Origin of the sequence: Nocardiopsis prasina DSM 43845, assembly GCF_000341265.1 — a bacterium.
Classification (GTDB): Bacteria; Actinomycetota; Actinomycetes; order Streptosporangiales; family Streptosporangiaceae; genus Nocardiopsis; species Nocardiopsis prasina.
Genome location: NZ_ANAE01000123.1, coordinates 16183 through 31839, shown reverse-complemented (window position 1 = coordinate 31839; position 15657 = coordinate 16183). Strand labels below are relative to the sequence as shown.

The following is a 15657-nucleotide window of genomic DNA, read 5'->3' as shown; positions in this document are numbered from 1 at the left end:
GGGTGCGCCGGACTAGCTGGCGACGTCCCACTCACCGATGTTGTAGGTGGCTCGGTAGCTGGACTGAAGGTTGTCGTGAACGTTCACGAGGCGGTCGGAGTTGGCGAAGAAGTAGTTCGGCTCCGCCATGATCGGGAGGACGTAGGCCTCCGGGACCACGATCTCCATGGCCGCGTTGGCGTGCTCGGCGGCAGTGTCCAGGTCGGGGGCGTTGGCCACCAGGCCGGCCAGATCGTCGACCTCGTCGTTGGCGTAGCCGCCGAAGTTGCTGCCGCTCTCGGAGTGCCAGAACTGGTCCGGGTTGCTGGTGAAGTACGGGGAGCCGGACCAGCCGTACTGGACGATGTCGTACTCCGTCGCCGCGAGCATTCCGCCGAGGTCGTCGGTCATCTCGATGTTGGTCGTGATGCCGATCTCGGAGAGCTGGGCCTGGATGAGCTGGACCGAGGTGTTGCGGACGGTCGAGTCGGTGCTGCGCAGGCGGAACGGACCGATCTCGTCGCCGTCGAGGGTGAGGGTGTCGCCGTCGAGCTCGTAACCGGCCTCCTCGAGGATGGTCTTGGCCTCGTCGATGTCACCGGTGCCCTGCGTCTCGCCCTCGAAGTGGTCGACGAAGTAGGGGCTGTCGCTGCCGAAGACGTGGTTGTTCTTCAGCTCGTAGTCCGGGTAGCCGGCGCCGAAGTTGCGGTTGGCGATGTCGTCGCGGTCGATCGCGGTGAAGATGGCGCGGCGCAGCTCGACGTCCTGGAGCGTCTCGTTCTTCAGGTTGAGGTCGACGTGCTCCCAGGTGGCGCCCTCGGCGACGGTCACGTCGGCGTTGGCGACGTCCTCCAGCTGGAGGATGACGTCCTCGCTGTAGTCGGCGGGGTTGCCACCGTCGATCTCGTTGTTGACGAAGGCGTTCACGAAGGTGCCCTCGTCGGTGTTGTACGGCATGGTGATCTTGTCGAGCGCGGGCGCCTCACCGAACCAGTTGGGGTTCGGCTCCTTGACGACCTCGTTCTCCAGGTCGCCGGCAGTGATCATGTACGGGCCGCCGGACCACTCGGGACGCTCGGAGTGCAGCCAGGCGTAGTACTCGCCCAGCTCGTCCGCGTCGTCGACGTCCCAGCCGTTCTCCTCGGCGAGGTGCGCGGGCAGGAAGCCGCCGGCCTGGCTGTGGGCGTCGAACAGCCCCATCCACTCAGGGTCGGCCAGCCCCTCCTTCAGCTGGAAGGTGGCCGTCTTGCCGTCGGCCTCGACGTTGTCGACCTTGTCGAAGCTCGCGGCGGCGCGGGGGTCGCACCCGCCGCAGTAGCCCTCGTCCGGGGAGGTACCGAGCATCCAGGAGACGCGCAGGTCCTCACCGGTCATCGGCTCGCCGTCGCTCCAGACGGCGTCCTCGGCGAGGGTGATGGACCACTCGAACGGACCCTCGTCGGGGTCGTCGTTGATGAGCTCGGGCTCCTCAGCGAGGACGTCCATGTCGTACTCGTACGTCGCGTCCGGCTGCCACTGACCGGTGTAGGGGAGCACGCCGGACAGCATCTGGACGACGTAGACGCTTCCGCCCGCGAGGCTGGTGGCCTGCCAGGCGCCGGGGAGGCTGTTGATGACCCAGGTGACCTCCTTGGTGCCGCCGTCGCCACCACCGTCACCCCCTCCTCCACAGCCGCTGGCCACCATGACCGCTGACGTCGCCGCGGCGGCGAGTGCCAACGTCTTTCGGCGCTTGAACATAGTCACACCCTTGATCACTCATGCGAACAGGCCACGGGTTGGTGCCCGCAGGGCACAACCCACCAAAACTAGGCGATTAGTCGATTAGAAGACCATTAAGGGAAATGTCTGTATAGCCCCAATGCCGGTTTCGTGACCCATCCGCAACCGGCCCGCGCTCATGAGCACCCAATCGAGTCACGAACTCCCAATACACCGGTAACAACCAGGACATCCTCACATCATGCCAGGTCAAGCGGACACCGGCCACCGGAGTCCAGGACGGCGGGATTCGGACACACCGGAAAAGCATTCGGGGTCAACGAAGGCGTTCCACTGCAAAAGCACAAACGTAAACGACGTTTAACTACCGCCTCGAAGCACGCAACTACCGAGAGAGAACAGGACAAACAGCCCATAACTTCACATATAGCTCAATACATACACAGGAAGGCATCGTTCTCCCCTGCCATGCCCCTCCGAGAATCTGGTGGAGATTCATGGGGCAACCCGATCACCACTTCAAGGAATGCGACACAGGGGACGAAACTTCCTTGCGCCTGTCCTGAACCCCACAGGCGAGCTGACCGAAACCGAGATGCCCGCACCCGCGAAGCGGATAGGGTTCCCACTGACGACTTCCGTCATCCTCAGCGCCCCGCCCAGCGAGAGAGGCATCCGCCGTGTCCGAACCGGTCCGCCTGGTCTGCCCCGTCGGCCGCAAGTACGTGGAGCTGTGGGGTGGTTACACTCTGCTCACTCTGGGCGTCGTGGTCGTGGCCGTCGACCCCGGGCACTGGGCCAACATCGTGCTCGGCGTCATCCTCGCGCTCCTCGGCGCCGCCTCGGCGTTCGACGGACACCGGATCAAGGCACCGGTGCTGGAGGTCTCCGAGGACGAGTTCCGCTACGAGCGCGGCGGTTACGTCGTCCGGGTGCCGTTCATCGACATCGGCTCCTACTACGTGCTTCCCGGTCGTATCCGCTCCCTGGGCCTGTGCGACCACACCGGGCGCCCCAAACGCTTCCCCTCGCTGAAGAGCCGCCGGACCTCACGCACCTACCTGCCGCTGACCGGAATGACCAACCCGGCCAAGGTGGAGGCGTTCATGGCGGTCGCGGGCATCCCGCCGCGCAAGCGCTCCCTGACCTCCTGAGGCCGCCGGGCACGCCACCGGCCCTCCTCCGAACGGCCGCGACAGAGCAGTCATCTGTGAACACAACAGATCATTTCGCCCACACGCGCCCCAGGAACATACCGACGCAAGCCTGCTTCATCTAGTCTCGATGGGGTGAAGCAGTCCAGAATCACCGCCATCCTGACCGTCGCGGGCATGCTCGCGGCCATGTGGGTCTTCGAGATCATCGACACCCCGCTCGGGGGACACCTCGACCGGCAGTTCGGTATCCAGGCGGGCAATCCCGACGCGCCCTGGACCGTGCTGACCGCGCCCTTCATGCACGGCAACTTCGCCCACCTGATCGGTAACTCACTGCCGTTCCTGGTGCTCGGAGCCCTCGTCGCCTTCAGCGGCCTGGGCCGGTTCCTGCTCACCACACTGATCGTCGCCGTCGTCAGCGGTGTCGGCGTGTGGCTGTTCACCCCCTCACACGTCGTGACGGTGGGTGCCAGCGGGCTGGTCTTCGGCTACTTCGGCTACACGGTGCTACGCGGCATCATCGAACGCCGGACCGTCGACATCGTCATCATGATCTGCGTGGTCATCTTCTACGGAACGATGATCTGGGGGGTCCTGCCCCAGCACCCCGGCGTCTCCTGGCAGGCGCACCTGTTCGGCTTCCTCGGCGGGCTCCTGTCCGCCTACGCGCTGCCCCGGCGCGACAAGCCGGGCCAGGCCAACCAGGGGAGCATCGGCGGCGCCCAGGGCGGCTACTACGCCCCCTGAGCCCACGGCCACCGAACACACCACGGGGCCGTCTCCCCTCCGGGAGGCGGCCCCGTCGTCACGTCCGGACCATCCGCGTCGTCCGGGTCAGAACTCCAGCCCCTCGGCGTCGTCCATCAGCGTGCGCTCCAGGAACAGCGGGTTCTGGGCGAGCCACTGACGCGCTCCGGCCGCGGGGTCGGTGACACCGGGACCGACCGTGAGCGCCTCCAGGGAGGCCAGCTCCTCGTCGTCCATGGTCCAGTTGCGCATCCACTCGGCCAGCTCCGGGTAGTCCTCGGAGAACCCCGCGCGCCCGATCGAGTGCAGCCCCTCGGTGCCGCCCATCCCGCCCTGCGGGTCCTCCAGGTCCCGCAGCTCGTACTGGGCGTAGGCCGGGTGCGGACGCCACAGGGTCACGACGATCGGCCGTTCCTCCATGATCGCCTCGTCCAGACGCCGCATCATCTCCCCGCCCGAGGAGGTCTCCAGTTCGAAGTCCTCCTCCAGCCCGTACAGGGGCATGGCCTGGTCACGGGTGACCTGGGTCAGGCCCGCGCCCGGCTCGATGCCGACGATGGTGCCGCCGAGGTCCTCCGCGCGTGCGGGGAGGTCGTCGATCTCCCGCACGTCCTCCATGTATTCCGGGACCGTCAGCGTGAGGACGGCGTTGTCGTACCAGGAGCCCAGGCTCTCGATGCTGTCCCGGTGCTGCTCCATGTACTCGTGGTGGGTGACCGGAAGCCACATGTCGAGGTAGAGGTCGAGCTCACCGTCGGCCACCCCCTGGAAAGCCGGGGCGACGTCGACCTCGGTGACGGTGACGTCGTAACCCTTCTCCTCCAGGACCGCCTCCCACATGTGGGTGACGGCCACCGCCTCCTCCCAGGCGATCAACGCGATGTTGACCTCCCGGAGGTCGTCGCCGTCGTCCGGGGCGCCGGAGCCCGACTCCCCGGAGCAGGCGGACAGCAGGAGCACACCGCTCAGACCCGCGGCGGCCAGTCCCGTCCCTCGCCTCTTCATGTCCAAGCTCCCTCGCAACCTCGCGCAGACGAAGGCCGCCCCCACGCTCGTGAAGGCGGCCGTCATCGTATGTCTACCCCATGAAAGGGGACATTCGGCACTCCCCGTGACAGGGAACACACTCTGGGTTCTAGAAGTTCAGGCCCTCGGCGTCGTCGCCCAGGGTGCGCTCCAGGAACTCGGGGTTGTCGGCGAGCCACTCGCGGGCACCGGCGTCGGGGTCGTCGACGTCGTCACCGACGGTCAGCGCCTCCAGGGTGGCGAGCTCGTCGTCGCTCATGTCCCAGCCCTCGAGCCAGGAGGCGAGCTGCGGGTAGTCGTTGGCGAAGCCGTCACGGCCGACCGCGTGGATCGTCTCGGCGTCGCCCATCAGGCCCTCGGGGTCCTCGAGGTCCTTCAGGTCGTGCTTGGCGTAGGCCGGGTGCGGACGCCACAGGGTGACGACGATGGGCTCCTCGTCGGCGATCGCCGAGTCCAGCTCCGCGAGCATCGCCGCGCCGGAGGAGGTGACCAGCTCGAACTCGTCGTCCAGCCCGTAACCCGGCATGGCGGAGTTCTGGGTGGTGTCGGTGAGCCCCGCGCCCGGGTCGATGCCGACGATGCGGTTGTCCAGCTCGTCCGCGTGGTCGAGGAGGTCGGGGATCGAGTTGACGTCCTCCATGTACTCGGGGACGGTCAGCGTCAGGATCGCGTTGTCGTACCAGGAGCCGAGGTCCTCCAGCTGGTCCCCGTAGTCGTCCCAGTACTGCTGGTGCGTGGCGGGGAGCCAGGTGTCGAGGAACAGGTCCACGTCGCCGTTGGCGGCGCCCTGGTACATCGGGGCCACGTCGACGTCGGTGACCTCGACGTTGTAGCCCTTCTCGTCCAGGATGGCCTCCCACATGTGGGTGACCGCGATCGCCTCTTCCCAGGCGATCAGCGCGATGTTGACGTCCTGGAGGTCGTCACCCGTGCCCGAACCGCCGTTCTGGTCCTCGCCGGAGCCACCGGTGAGGTCCTCGCCGTTGCCGCCACAGGCGGTCAACAGGAGCACCCCGCTCATACCGGCCGCGGCCAGGGCCATCATGCGCTTACGGCTGTACATCTGGATTCCTTCCATCAGGACTGCTGCGAAAAAACCGTTGTCAGGACGAACTGACCCTGGCCTGGGGACTCTTGCGGGTGACGGCGGCGGTCAGGCGGTCCAGGAAGATCGCCAGGATGACCACCGCGATGCCGGCCTCGAAACCGAGCGCGCCGTCGTTGCGGGTGATGCCCTGGTAGACCTGGCTGCCGAGCCCGCCCGCGCCGACCATGCCCGCGATGACGACCATGGACAGGCCCAGCATGATCACCTGGTTGACGCCCGCCATGATCGTCGGCAGGGCGAGCGGGAGCTGGATGCCGGTGAGGATCTTGCGCTTGGGCGCACCGAAGGCCTCACCCGCCTCGACGAGCTCCTTGTCGATCTGCCGGATGCCGAGTTCGGTCAGGCGCACGCCGGGCGGCATCGCGAACACGATGGTCGCGACCACACCGGGCACCGCACCGATGGAGAAGAAGAAGATCGCCGGGATCAGGTAGACGAACGCCGGGAGCGTCTGCATCAGGTCCAGGACCGGCTTGGCGACCTTGCTGACGAACTCGTTGTAGGCGGCCAGGATGCCGATCGGGATCGCGATGACCACCGCGATGAGGCTGGCCACCAGCACCAGACCCAGGGTGTCCATGGCGTTGGACCACTGGCCGACGGAGGCCACGACGGTCAGGGCGATCAGCGCGAAGACGCCCAGGCGCCAGCCCGCCACCGAGAGCGCGAGCAGGCTCAGCAGCAGGATCATCAGCAGGGACATCGGGTTGGTGACCAGCATGGGCAGGATCAGCCAGCCCAGCAGCACCAGCGCGAGCCAGCCACCGGCGACGATTCCCGTGCGCACGCGGTTGGCGCGGTCGACCAGGCCCAGGCCCGCCGTCGCGATCAGGAAGACCAGCGAGACGACGAAGGTGGGCTCGACGTTCGTGTCGAACAGGTTCATGGCCCAGACGAAGAGCCCCGGAACGCTGTTGATGAAGCCCGTCACCAGGGCGAACTGCGCCTCGGCGATGTAGAGGAGCGAGACCACCACGACGATGGCGAGCAGCGGGATCCGGCGCGAGCGCACCAGCGGGACCGCGATGATCACGGCGGCGATGAACGCGAGCTGTCCGGCCGCCGGCTCGACGAAGAACCCGGCCAGGACGGAGACGGCCCAGCGGATGAAGTCGCCGGTGAGGTCGAAGAACAACCCGAAGTGGCTCTTCAGCCAGGAGTTGAACGCCTCGAAGCCGTCACCGATGGGAAGGGACGGAGGGAAGTTGACGGGGGTCACCTGGCCACCTCCGCGTTGTCACTCTGGACCAAAGCGGCGAGCACCGACTCCCGGGTGACCATGCCCAGCACCTCGCCGTCGCCCGAGACCACCCGGAGGCTGTTCTCAGTGGCGACGCTGGTGTACAGGTCCGCGACGAGGGTGTCAGCGGTGACCTGCGGGGCCGCGGCGTCGACGGGAACGTCCGCGAGCGCCTCGGCCGCCGTCAGCACACGGCTGCGGTCGACGTCCTCCACGAAGCGCTCGACGTACTCGTTCGCGGGCGCGTTGAGGATCTCCGAGGCCTCGCCGATCTGGGCCACGCGTCCGTCGCGGAGCACGCAGATCCGGTCGCCGAGGCGCATGGCCTCGTTGAGGTCGTGGGTGATGAAGATGATCGTCTTGCCCAGCGTCTCCTGGAGCTCCAAGAGCTGCGTCTGCATGTCGCGGCGGATCAGCGGGTCGAGCGCGCTGAAGGCCTCGTCCATCAGGATGATGTCGGTGTCGGCGGCGAGGGCGCGGGCCAGGCCCACACGCTGCTGCATGCCGCCGGAGAGCTGCTGGGGGAGCTTGTCCTCCCAGCCCTCGAGCCCCACGAGGGCGAGGGTCTCCTTGGCCTTGGCGAAGCGCTCGGCGCGGGAGAACCCGCGCAGCTCCAGCCCGTAGGCGGCGTTCTCCAGCACCGTCCGGTGGGGAAGCAGGGCGAAGTGCTGGAAGACCATGCTGATCTTCTCGCCCCTGAGCTTGAGCAGGTTCTTCCTGCTGAGCGTGGTGATGTCCACGCCGTCGATCTCGACTGATCCGGCCGTGGAGTCGAGAAGTCCGTTGAGCATCCGGATCAGGGTGGATTTACCCGATCCGGACAGGCCCATGACGACGAAGATCTCGCCGGGTTGGACCTCGAAGGACACGTCGATGACGGCAGCGGTCACGTCGAGGTCGGCGATGGTGTCGCGGTGGCTGCCGTCGGCGAGCCGTTCGACGGCCGCCTTCGACTGTCTACCGAACACCTTGTACAGGTGGTCTGCGCGTACTACTGGCACGGTCTCCTCTAAGGGGCTGTCCCTGTCGCGAGGCCGAGCGGGGCGTGTTACCCCGCGCTCGGCCTGCGGTTACTTCAGGTAGCCGGTCCGCGCAGAGCCCCCTCGTGCGCACCCGAATCGGGCGTAACCACTACCTGGTTCACGTCGGGGCGCCACCTTACCGAGATATGAACGCACAGTTCAGGCGGCATGTCACTACCAGATAACATGTTTAACCGCCATAAAACCCGTCCGTCGACCTGTGGCACGGGTTGCCGACGCCACAAAGCACCTATATGTGATCTATGCCACCACCCAGACGGGGGCGACTTGGATCACAATTGCGCGACAAGCGCCAAATACGACAGAACGTGTCAGTACATAACCGTAACGTAAGGGCCTCTCTGTGCCCAGAGCGGGCCCTACCCCTCGACGATCCGGGTCCGCGCGAAGTTCTGGTGCGACCTCGACGGCGTGGGCCCGCGCTGCCCCTGGTAGCGGGATCCGTAGGCCGCGGAACCGTACGGACGCTCAGAAGGCGAGGTCAGCCTGAACATGCACAGCTGGCCGATCTTCATGCCCGGGTAGAGCTTGATCGGGAGGGTGGCCACGTTGGAGAGCTCCAAGGTGACGTGCCCGGAGAACCCGGGGTCGATGAACCCTGCGGTGGAGTGAGTCAACAGCCCCAGCCGCCCCAGGGAACTCTTGCCCTCCAGCCGGCTCGCGATGTCGTCGGGGAGGCTCACCACCTCGTAGGTGGAAGCCAGCACGAACTCGCCCGGGTGGAGGATGAACGCCTCCTCCCCGTCGGTCTCGACGAGCCGGGTGAGGTCCGGCTGCTCCACCGAGGGGTCGATGTGGGGGTACTTGTGGTTCTCGAAGACCCGGAAGAACCGGTCGAGGCGGACGTCGATACTCGACGGCTGGACAAGAGAGGGTTCGAAGGGATCGATCCGGACCCGCCCGGAGTCGATTTCTGACCTGATATCGCGATCGGAGAGCAGCACGCTCCGAACCTACCGCCTGCGAGAACGGGCCGTGGGCCGCACTCGACACCCCGCCGACTTGCCTACCGGGCCCAGAGGTGGGCTAGGATGGCGAGCGTTGGTCAGCCTCCGGGCGATCCGACGCGGATGTAGTTCAATGGCAGAACTTCAGCTTCCCAAGCTGATAGCGCGGGTTCGATTCCCGTCATCCGCTCCGTACGAAAGACGGCCTCTGGTCGCGAACCGAGTTCGCGGCCAGGGGCCGTTTTCGCGTGGAAGGTGTCCCGACCTCTTCCACCGTCGTCGGTCGGCTCAGGGCGTCCAACCGGTTTGCTTGGTCGACGAGGTCCTCAGCCGGGGGCGGACCGACCCTGACGCCAGTAGCCGACGAACGAGATGTCACGTTTGGGCACGCCACGATCGTTGACCAGGTGGCGGCGCACCGTCGTGGCCATGCCGGACTCTCCCGCGACCCACGTGTAGAAGCGCCCGGAGGGCAGCGACGCCCTACGCACCGCGTCCAGCGCCAAGGTGCCCGGCCGCAGGTCTCCGGCGTCCCGGCGGAGCCAGTGGACGCGGACGCCGGCGGGAGCCTCGACGGGCCGAATCTCGGACGCGGAGGCCACTTCCAGGTAGACCTCCGTGGGCAGCGACGGAGGCGTTCCGTCGAGGATCGACAGGATGGCGGGCAGCGCGGTTTCGTCGCCGACCAGCAACTGCCCCTCCGCGTGCTCCGGTAGCCGGTACGTCGTGCCGATGTCGAAGATTCCGGCCTGGTCACCTGGCCCGACCCGGCGCACCCAGGCCGACATGGGTGAGTCGCCGTGGAGGGCGAACTCGATGTCGATCTCGTCGTCCGCGGGCCGCACGCGCCGGACCGTCATGTTGCGGACCCATGGGCGGACCGACTTCGGCATCACCAGCAGCTGGGCCATCCAGGCCTCGTTCGAGAGGGTCGGCATCCTCAACGCCGTCTGTCCTTCGCGGGGGAAGAACAGACGAACCGCCTGGTCGTTGCCGACGACGGTCAGGTCCCGCACGGCTGGGCCGCCAAAGGTCACGCTCGCGAACCCCGGTGTGAGGAACTCCCGGCGACGCACCTCCAGCGTGATCATCGTGCGCGACTCGGGCAGGGCCACCCTGGGGATCACAGCGCGCCGCCGAAGTCGATGAGGATCATGTCTTCGCAGTTCATGGCCCTATTATGAGCAATAGCTCATCTCTTTGACTACTCGCTTTTCACACCCCAAGGGAGACCTTCGGATGCCACCCGCCGATCGTCGTCTTCAACCACGTCGCAAGCCCGTCCAGGTGCGCGCCGCGCTCACCCACGAGCGCATCCTCACCGCCGCTGCTCATGTTTTCGCCGAGCACGGCTACGCCGCCGGCACGACCAACCGCATCGCGGAACGCGCCCGGGTCTCCATCGGCTCGCTCTACCAGTACTTCCCGAACAAGGACGCCATCCTCGCCGAGCTGTTGGTTCGGCACATGGAACGTGGCAGGTGGGCCCAGGCGGATCAGCTCGATCTGTCCGCCGGCGGTCTGGAGACGATCGTCCGGGCACTGGTCCGCGATGCGATCGACAACCACCGCGACGATCCGCAGCTGCTGCGGATCATGATCGAGGAGGCGTCGTTCTCACAGGAAGTGCTCGACACGATCGACCGGCACGAAAGATTGCGGGTCAGTCAGGTACGCGAACTTCTCGCCCGGCATCCGGACGTCCGCGTGCGGGACCTCGACACCGCGGCCGCGCTGATCGTGACCACGGTGGAGATGAACACGCACAGGCGCATGGCCGACTTGAAGGGCGAACCGGTCGAGACGTTCGAGAACGAGCTGGTGGACATGGTGACGCGTTACCTGCGCGGCGATCAGTGACCGCTCACGGGGACACCGCCTGACCTGGAACGGCCCGCGTGTCGGAGTGCAGCCGAGGACACGCGGGGACGGGGCCGGGCACTGGGCCGGGGTTCTGGAAGTGTGGTCACATCAGGCCCTGCCCACCGTCTCAGGGGACGCGCATGCGCTCAGCGACCACCGCCTTCGCGGGGTACAGCCACCTGTTCCCCGGGGCCCGCGTCTTCGTGGAGACCGACGCCGAGGACCTCGCCCGGCTTCCCGAGTCGTTCCCCGTGGTGTTCTCCGACGACTCCCTTTCGACCGCCCGACTCCTGCGGGAGGACGGCCGATCCTGGATCCTCGTGGTGGGGGGTTACTCGACCACGAAGGGAACCCGCCTCGACGAGCGGGCATGGGCCGTCAGCGCGGTCGAACCCGGCGCCGAGGGGCTCGGGCTGACCCTTGGTTCCCGTCTGCCGACCGGATGAGCGAAACGGGCCCCGGTCACTGACTGAGCGGCCCGCCCGCGGCGCGCCACTCGACGAGTCCCCGACTCATGTTGACGGCGTCGAAGCCGTACTCCACCAGGAGGTTGGCCGCACCGGCGGACCGGATTCCACCGGTGCAGAAGGTGATGAGGAGACGCTCCTCGGGCAGTTCGTGACCGCGCTCCCTCAGGTGTTCGAGCGGCATGTGGACGGCACCCGGGATGTGCGCCCGGTTCCACTCGAACTCACGGCGCACGTCCACGACGAGCGCGCCCTCCTCGACAAGCCGGACCGCCTCTGCGGCGGTGACGGACGGCGGTCGGCGCAGGTGATGACGGAGGCTCACGCGGCTCGTGCCTCCCTGCGTACGTTGACCACGGTGAGGGGTCCGCTCAGGAACGGGATCACCGCGCCGATCCGGGTCCGTGTGGTGAGGCCCCGGCCGAGGAGCGCGGTGACCGCGACCGCGAGGTAGAGCGCGCCATGGGTCGGTCCGAGCACGCTCGAGACCGTGTCGTCGTGCACGGTGACCAGGTTGAGCAGCAGCGCGAGGCCGCTGACGAGTTCGAGCGCCGAAAGCACGGCCAGGGTGCGGAGCAGCCCGTTCATGAGTAGTCCGATCCCGGGCGCACGATCATGAGCACCACGACGACCACCCAGAGCAGGTTGAAGACACCGACCACCATGCTGAGGCGGCGGAGCTGGGTACCGTCGTCGGGTGAGGCGAGCGCGTCGCGCTGGCGAGGGCTGATCTGGAGCACGAGCAGGGCCCCCGCGACCGCCGTGAGCACCATCGCGACGACGATCCAGATCTCTGTGGTCCTGCCCTGGACGATGGCGAGTACCAGACCGACGACCGGAACCACGAGTGCGAGGGCGCCGTAGACCCGCGTGATCCGGTGCAGCAGGCGGGCCGTCTCGGGGCCGCGTTCGATCTGGGCGGCGTCGGTGACGGGCGCGTAGCGGGGAAAGAGGCTCGTGGCCACGGCCACGGGACCGACGAAGAGAATGCCCGCCACGACATGGACGGACAGAAGTAGTGCTTCCATAACCTTCAGGCTAGCTGAAGGTTATTCGGGGCCCGCCACCGCCCTCGCCATGCCGAGGCGCAGCGCCTCGGTCAGTTCCGGGTACTCGATGGCGAACTCTTCGTCCAGCCTGGCCACCACCTCGGCCGCACGGGCGAGGAGCGCCTCACCCTCGGCGGTGACCCGCAGTTTCGACGCGGCCCCCGCCTGGGCGGTCCCGTCGTCGACGAGGCCCGCCGCGACGAAGGCGGCCACCGCCGAGTGGGCGCTCTGCACGGTGATCCTCGACCGGCGGGCGAGCTCGCTGAACGAGATGCCCGGCGTTCCCCGAACGTGTCCCAGCAATCCGTACTTGCGCGTGGTCAGTCCGAGTGGTTTCAAGGCCGCGTTGAAGGCGGCCTCCCACACCCGGCCCACCGTCAGCAGGGCGACTGTGGGGCTGAAGGGAGGCTGTTCCGGCATGCGAACAGGCTAACGGCGCCGCTCGCTTGCCCAGGGAAGAGACCGGCACCCGCCTTTGGCGTCCGTGGCCTCTACACCTTCTGGCCCCCTCCCCCGCGACATGTCCGACCATCGTCGGAGGGGTGTTTGGTCCTCGCGGCCGATGTCCGGAACGCCCCTGGTTCCTAGGTTTGGGGTGACAGCGAGCCGCAACACGGGACGGAAGGTCTGGCATGGCTGACAGCCGCAGGAGCCGACGGGGCGCGACGATCGCGGGCGTGCTGGGGGTGGGAGCGTTCCTGGGGGCGACCGCCCTGGCGGCCCCGGCGAGCGCGATCATCGGTGGTGACGACGCCACCGAGGGGTACGAGTTCATGGCCGCCCTGTACGACGACAGCGGCGAGCACCTGTGCGGGGGCGCGCTGGTCGACGACCAGTGGGTGCTCACCGCGGGCCACTGCACCGACCCCGAACAGCTCACCGTGCGGGTGGGCAGCACCGACCTGAACGAGGGCGGAAGCGAGCGCGGGGTCGTCGATGTCGTCCTCCACCCCGAGTACGAGGTGGAGGACGTCAGTGCCGACCCCGACTACCCGCTTTCGCAGTACCTGCTGCGCAACGACGTCGCGCTGCTCAAACTGGACTCCCCCGTCGAGGAGACCCCCGTCGCCGTCGGCGCCGAGTCCGCCGCCCCGGGTTCCGCTGTGCGCGGCCTGGGCTGGGGGATGCTCGACGAGTTCGGGGAGGAGGGCAAGCCGGACACCCTCCAGCAGCTGGACACCGAGGTCGTCTCCCCCGATCGCTGCGCGGAGATGGACCCTGGGAGCGACCTCTGCTCGGAGCACCCCACGGACGAGGCGCAGATGTGCATCTCCGACTCCGGCGGCCCCCTGGTCCGCGGGGAAGAGGGGAACTGGGAACTGGTCGGCGTCGTGAGCCGTGACGGCGACTTCGACGAGAACCCGCTGTGCGTGGGCCCGATGGTCCTCACCGACCCGGTGGCGCACGCGGACTGGATCGCCACCACGGTGTCCACGGTGTCGGAGGACGCGGAGTGGCCCGAGTACAAGCAGGGTGAGATGGGGTGGAACATCGAGGTCGCCAAGCGACTGCTGGCCGACGAGGGCTCCTTCGAGCCCGGTGAGGTCCTGGACGACCGGTTCGACGAGGCCACAGTGGAGGCCCTGCTCGACTACCAGCAGGCCACCGACCTGAAGGTCACGGGCATCCTGGACTCCCGCAGCTGGGAGTTCCTGGCCGAGGAGGCGGGCAGCGTCGTCCTGGGCGACGAGAGCCACGCGGTCGGCGCCGTGCAGACCGCTCTGGCGGAGAAGCTCGGCCACGACCTCAGCGGCGACGGCTACCGGACCCACAGCCCCGAGCCGGGCGTCTTCGGCGAAGCCACGCATGAGGCCGTCGTGGACTTCCAGGAGCAGGCCGGGCTCCACGCGGACGGCGAGGTCGGACCGACCACGCTCCAGGCCCTGGTCTCAGCGCCCGAGCAGGGCTGACTCCCAGAAGGAGGCCCCGACCCCACAGGGGGTCGGGGCCTCCCGTGCTCTGTCCACAGGTTGTGGACAAACAGGTAGTCGACTCGGACCGGGCGGGGAAGGCCAGCCGGTCATGGTCGACTGTCACCCCTCGCCCTGTTACGGGAGGCGAGTGAGCGCCACAGGCGGCGTCGCTAGGAACAAAAAGAACAATTCCCCAGAATACCGATTCGCGACCGCCATTACCCCGGATCCGACCATGCGTCTGGATCGTGTCCACATCCGGCCACACTAGAGAAATACCCAAAAGGGCGCGGTAGTACTGGATTTCAGAGGGGTGGAACGTCCCGCCCACTCAACTGCGAATTCTTGATGTTGCCACTCTCCTCCGCCGCTCCCCCGTTTCGGGGTAACGACACGGAGAACAATCGGACCGGGGTTCTCGAATGCGGAATACCGTCAACCAAGGAATCGTCGTCGCCCTCGTCGTCGTGGGGGTGACCGCCGGAGCCGCGGGTGCGGCCCTCGCGGGCACCCGCGTGGGCGGCGGCACCTGGCACCACGGAGTCACGATCTCCTCCGTGTACTCGAACTACCACCACGCCCAGAACTGCCACGGGTCGACCGCCGTGGGCACCTACACCGACCGTTCCAGGAACACCGCCCCAGGCCACACCTCCTACGCCAGCGCCCCCAAGGCCTGGACCAACAACCAGTCCTACTACCGCAACGGCTGCTAGGGGCCACCGTGAAGTCCATTTCCCGTGTATTCGCCACCTTCCTCACCGCCGTCGTGATCGCCCTGGGCGGCGGAACGGCAGCCCTGGCAACGCATTCCTATGTGGGCGGCGGTGAATGGCTCTGGGGCATCACCGGAGTTCCCGGATCGGGCGAGGTCTACTCCCATTACCTCCACGGATCCGCCTGCCACGGGGCCACCGCGGTGGGAACGCGCACCGTCCGAGTGAACAGGAACCCCGGGCAGTGGGCCCGGGCCAACGCGCCGCGTGCCAACGGCAACAACCAGAGCTACTGGCGCAACGACTGCTAGACCCCGGCAGGGAGCCCTCGATGAAAGCCCTCCTCCGTCTGTCCGCCACCGTGGTCACCGTCCTCGTCATCACCACCGGCACCGCCCTCGCCCAGACCTCCCGCGTCGGCGGCGGGGTGTGGGAACGCAGCCTCACCGGAATCCCTGGACAGGGATTCGTCCGGTCCCACTACCACCACCCGAAGAACTGCCACGGAGCCACCGCCGTGGGCACCCACACCGAGCGGGTCAACGCCTCGGCTGGTTTCTGGGCCAGAGCCGAGGCCTCGCGGGCCATGGCCAACAACCAGCAGTACTGGCGCAACGGCTGCTGACCCAGTCCCGGGACCCCGTGGGCGCGCCCGCCCACGGGTCCACCTCGCCCTGACA

At 67.5% G+C, this 15657-nt stretch carries 19 protein-coding genes and 1 tRNA gene; 9 read left to right on the top strand and 11 right to left on the bottom strand.

The window, feature by feature from the left end:
• Positions 1-12: 12 nt before the first annotated feature.
• Positions 13-1719 carry an ABC transporter family substrate-binding protein gene (locus tag D452_RS0112420; protein ID WP_017544473.1) on the bottom strand — a complete coding sequence of 569 codons (1707 nt, stop codon included), beginning with the start codon at positions 1717-1719 and terminating at the stop codon, positions 13-15.
• 662 nt (positions 1720-2381) lie between these two features.
• Here D452_RS0112420 and D452_RS0112415 point away from each other — a divergent pair.
• Positions 2382-2855 (top strand): hypothetical protein, encoded by a 474-nt coding sequence (locus D452_RS0112415; protein WP_017544472.1) that lies wholly within the window; start codon positions 2382-2384, stop codon positions 2853-2855.
• A 135-nt stretch (positions 2856-2990) separates the two neighbouring features.
• On the top strand, positions 2991-3605 hold the full coding sequence (locus D452_RS0112410; protein WP_017544471.1) for a rhomboid family intramembrane serine protease: 615 nt from the start codon (positions 2991-2993) through the stop codon (positions 3603-3605).
• Positions 3606-3692: 87 nt separating this feature from the next.
• On the opposite strand, the gene D452_RS0112405 is transcribed toward D452_RS0112410, so the two are convergent.
• The 5 genes from D452_RS0112405 to dcd all read right to left on the bottom strand — a co-directional run bounded on the left by D452_RS0112405 (position 3693) and on the right by dcd (position 8966).
• Positions 3693-4610 carry a glycine betaine ABC transporter substrate-binding protein gene (locus D452_RS0112405; RefSeq protein WP_017544470.1) on the bottom strand — a complete coding sequence of 306 codons (918 nt, stop codon included), beginning with the start codon at positions 4608-4610 and terminating at the stop codon, positions 3693-3695.
• 130 nt (positions 4611-4740) lie between these two features.
• A complete protein-coding gene (locus D452_RS0112400) occupies positions 4741-5694 on the bottom strand; it encodes a glycine betaine ABC transporter substrate-binding protein (RefSeq protein ID WP_017544469.1) in 954 nt (317 codons plus the stop codon).
• 40 nt (positions 5695-5734) lie between these two features.
• Positions 5735-6958 carry an ABC transporter permease gene (locus D452_RS0112395; protein WP_017544468.1) on the bottom strand — a complete coding sequence of 408 codons (1224 nt, stop codon included), beginning with the start codon at positions 6956-6958 and terminating at the stop codon, positions 5735-5737.
• The gene (locus tag D452_RS0112390) at positions 6955-7980 is read right to left on the bottom strand and encodes a quaternary amine ABC transporter ATP-binding protein (RefSeq protein ID WP_193374230.1); all 1026 of its coding nucleotides are present in this window, start codon (positions 7978-7980) and stop codon (positions 6955-6957) included. Before D452_RS0112390 ends, D452_RS0112395 begins: the two co-directional genes overlap by 4 nt.
• Positions 7981-8381: 401 nt before the next feature.
• Positions 8382-8966, bottom strand: a complete 585-nt coding sequence (dcd, locus tag D452_RS0112385; RefSeq protein WP_017544466.1) for a dCTP deaminase — start codon at positions 8964-8966, stop codon at positions 8382-8384.
• A 122-nt stretch (positions 8967-9088) separates the two neighbouring features.
• Here dcd and D452_RS0112380 point away from each other — a divergent pair.
• Positions 9089-9159, top strand: a tRNA-Gly gene (locus D452_RS0112380).
• Positions 9160-9295: 136 nt separating this feature from the next.
• Here the strand turns inward: D452_RS0112380 and D452_RS0112375 are convergent.
• Positions 9296-10096 carry a siderophore-interacting protein gene (locus D452_RS0112375; RefSeq protein ID WP_017544465.1) on the bottom strand — a complete coding sequence of 267 codons (801 nt, stop codon included), beginning with the start codon at positions 10094-10096 and terminating at the stop codon, positions 9296-9298.
• A 112-nt stretch (positions 10097-10208) separates the two neighbouring features.
• Between D452_RS0112375 and D452_RS0112370 the strand changes: the two genes are divergently transcribed.
• Complete coding sequence (locus D452_RS0112370; RefSeq protein ID WP_026129231.1) at positions 10209-10829, top strand: TetR/AcrR family transcriptional regulator; 621 nt, start codon at positions 10209-10211, stop codon at positions 10827-10829.
• 143 nt (positions 10830-10972) lie between these two features.
• Positions 10973-11278 (top strand): hypothetical protein, encoded by a 306-nt coding sequence (locus D452_RS0112365; protein WP_017544462.1) that lies wholly within the window; start codon positions 10973-10975, stop codon positions 11276-11278.
• A 16-nt stretch (positions 11279-11294) separates the two neighbouring features.
• On the opposite strand, the gene D452_RS0112360 is transcribed toward D452_RS0112365, so the two are convergent.
• From D452_RS0112360 to D452_RS0112345, 4 genes are read right to left on the bottom strand one after another with little or no spacing between them, the layout of a single operon-like run.
• On the bottom strand, positions 11295-11624 hold the full coding sequence (locus tag D452_RS0112360) for a rhodanese-like domain-containing protein (protein WP_017544461.1): 330 nt from the start codon (positions 11622-11624) through the stop codon (positions 11295-11297).
• The gene (locus tag D452_RS0112355; protein ID WP_017544460.1) at positions 11621-11887 is read right to left on the bottom strand and encodes a hypothetical protein; all 267 of its coding nucleotides are present in this window, start codon (positions 11885-11887) and stop codon (positions 11621-11623) included. The genes D452_RS0112360 and D452_RS0112355 overlap by 4 nt, the downstream gene beginning before the upstream one ends.
• Positions 11884-12327 (bottom strand): membrane protein, encoded by a 444-nt coding sequence (locus D452_RS0112350; protein WP_026129230.1) that lies wholly within the window; start codon positions 12325-12327, stop codon positions 11884-11886. Before D452_RS0112350 ends, D452_RS0112355 begins: the two co-directional genes overlap by 4 nt.
• Before the next feature lie 21 nt (positions 12328-12348).
• Complete coding sequence (locus D452_RS0112345) at positions 12349-12768, bottom strand: MarR family winged helix-turn-helix transcriptional regulator (protein ID WP_017544458.1); 420 nt, start codon at positions 12766-12768, stop codon at positions 12349-12351.
• 212 nt (positions 12769-12980) lie between these two features.
• On the opposite strand from D452_RS0112345, the gene D452_RS29640 reads away from it, so the two are divergent.
• From D452_RS29640 to D452_RS0112325, 4 genes are all read left to right on the top strand, one after another.
• Positions 12981-14258, top strand: coding sequence for a trypsin-like serine protease (locus tag D452_RS29640; protein WP_083927512.1), 1278 nt, complete (start codon positions 12981-12983; stop codon positions 14256-14258).
• 425 nt (positions 14259-14683) lie between these two features.
• Positions 14684-14977, top strand: a complete 294-nt coding sequence (locus D452_RS0112335; RefSeq protein WP_017544456.1) for a lactococcin 972 family bacteriocin — start codon at positions 14684-14686, stop codon at positions 14975-14977.
• A gap of 8 nt (positions 14978-14985) precedes the next feature.
• Positions 14986-15288: a lactococcin 972 family bacteriocin gene (locus D452_RS0112330; RefSeq protein ID WP_026129229.1), complete on the top strand. Its 303-nt coding sequence runs from the start codon at positions 14986-14988 to the stop codon at positions 15286-15288.
• A gap of 20 nt (positions 15289-15308) precedes the next feature.
• Complete coding sequence (locus D452_RS0112325; protein ID WP_017544454.1) at positions 15309-15602, top strand: lactococcin 972 family bacteriocin; 294 nt, start codon at positions 15309-15311, stop codon at positions 15600-15602.
• The last annotated feature ends 55 nt before the right edge of the window (positions 15603-15657 follow it).

Bases quoted from the DNA above. Each gene is read 5' to 3' on its own strand.
- D452_RS0112420 (WP_017544473.1), bottom strand. From the start codon at position 1,719: ATGTTCAAGCGCCGAAAGACGTTGGCACTCGCCGCCGCGGCGACGTCA.
- D452_RS0112405 (WP_017544470.1), bottom strand. From the start codon at position 4,610: ATGAAGAGGCGAGGGACGGGACTGGCCGCCGCGGGTCTGAGCGGTGTG.
- D452_RS0112400 (WP_017544469.1), bottom strand. From the start codon at position 5,694: ATGTACAGCCGTAAGCGCATGATGGCCCTGGCCGCGGCCGGTATGAGC.
- D452_RS0112370 (WP_026129231.1), top strand. From the start codon at position 10,209: ATGCCACCCGCCGATCGTCGTCTTCAACCACGTCGCAAGCCCGTCCAG.
- D452_RS0112365 (WP_017544462.1), top strand. From the start codon at position 10,973: ATGCGCTCAGCGACCACCGCCTTCGCGGGGTACAGCCACCTGTTCCCC.
- D452_RS0112355 (WP_017544460.1), bottom strand. From the start codon at position 11,887: ATGAACGGGCTGCTCCGCACCCTGGCCGTGCTTTCGGCGCTCGAACTC.
- D452_RS0112350 (WP_026129230.1), bottom strand. From the start codon at position 12,327: ATGGAAGCACTACTTCTGTCCGTCCATGTCGTGGCGGGCATTCTCTTC.
- D452_RS0112345 (WP_017544458.1), bottom strand. From the start codon at position 12,768: ATGCCGGAACAGCCTCCCTTCAGCCCCACAGTCGCCCTGCTGACGGTG.
- D452_RS29640 (WP_083927512.1), top strand. From the start codon at position 12,981: ATGGCTGACAGCCGCAGGAGCCGACGGGGCGCGACGATCGCGGGCGTG.
- D452_RS0112335 (WP_017544456.1), top strand. From the start codon at position 14,684: ATGCGGAATACCGTCAACCAAGGAATCGTCGTCGCCCTCGTCGTCGTG.
- D452_RS0112325 (WP_017544454.1), top strand. From the start codon at position 15,309: ATGAAAGCCCTCCTCCGTCTGTCCGCCACCGTGGTCACCGTCCTCGTC.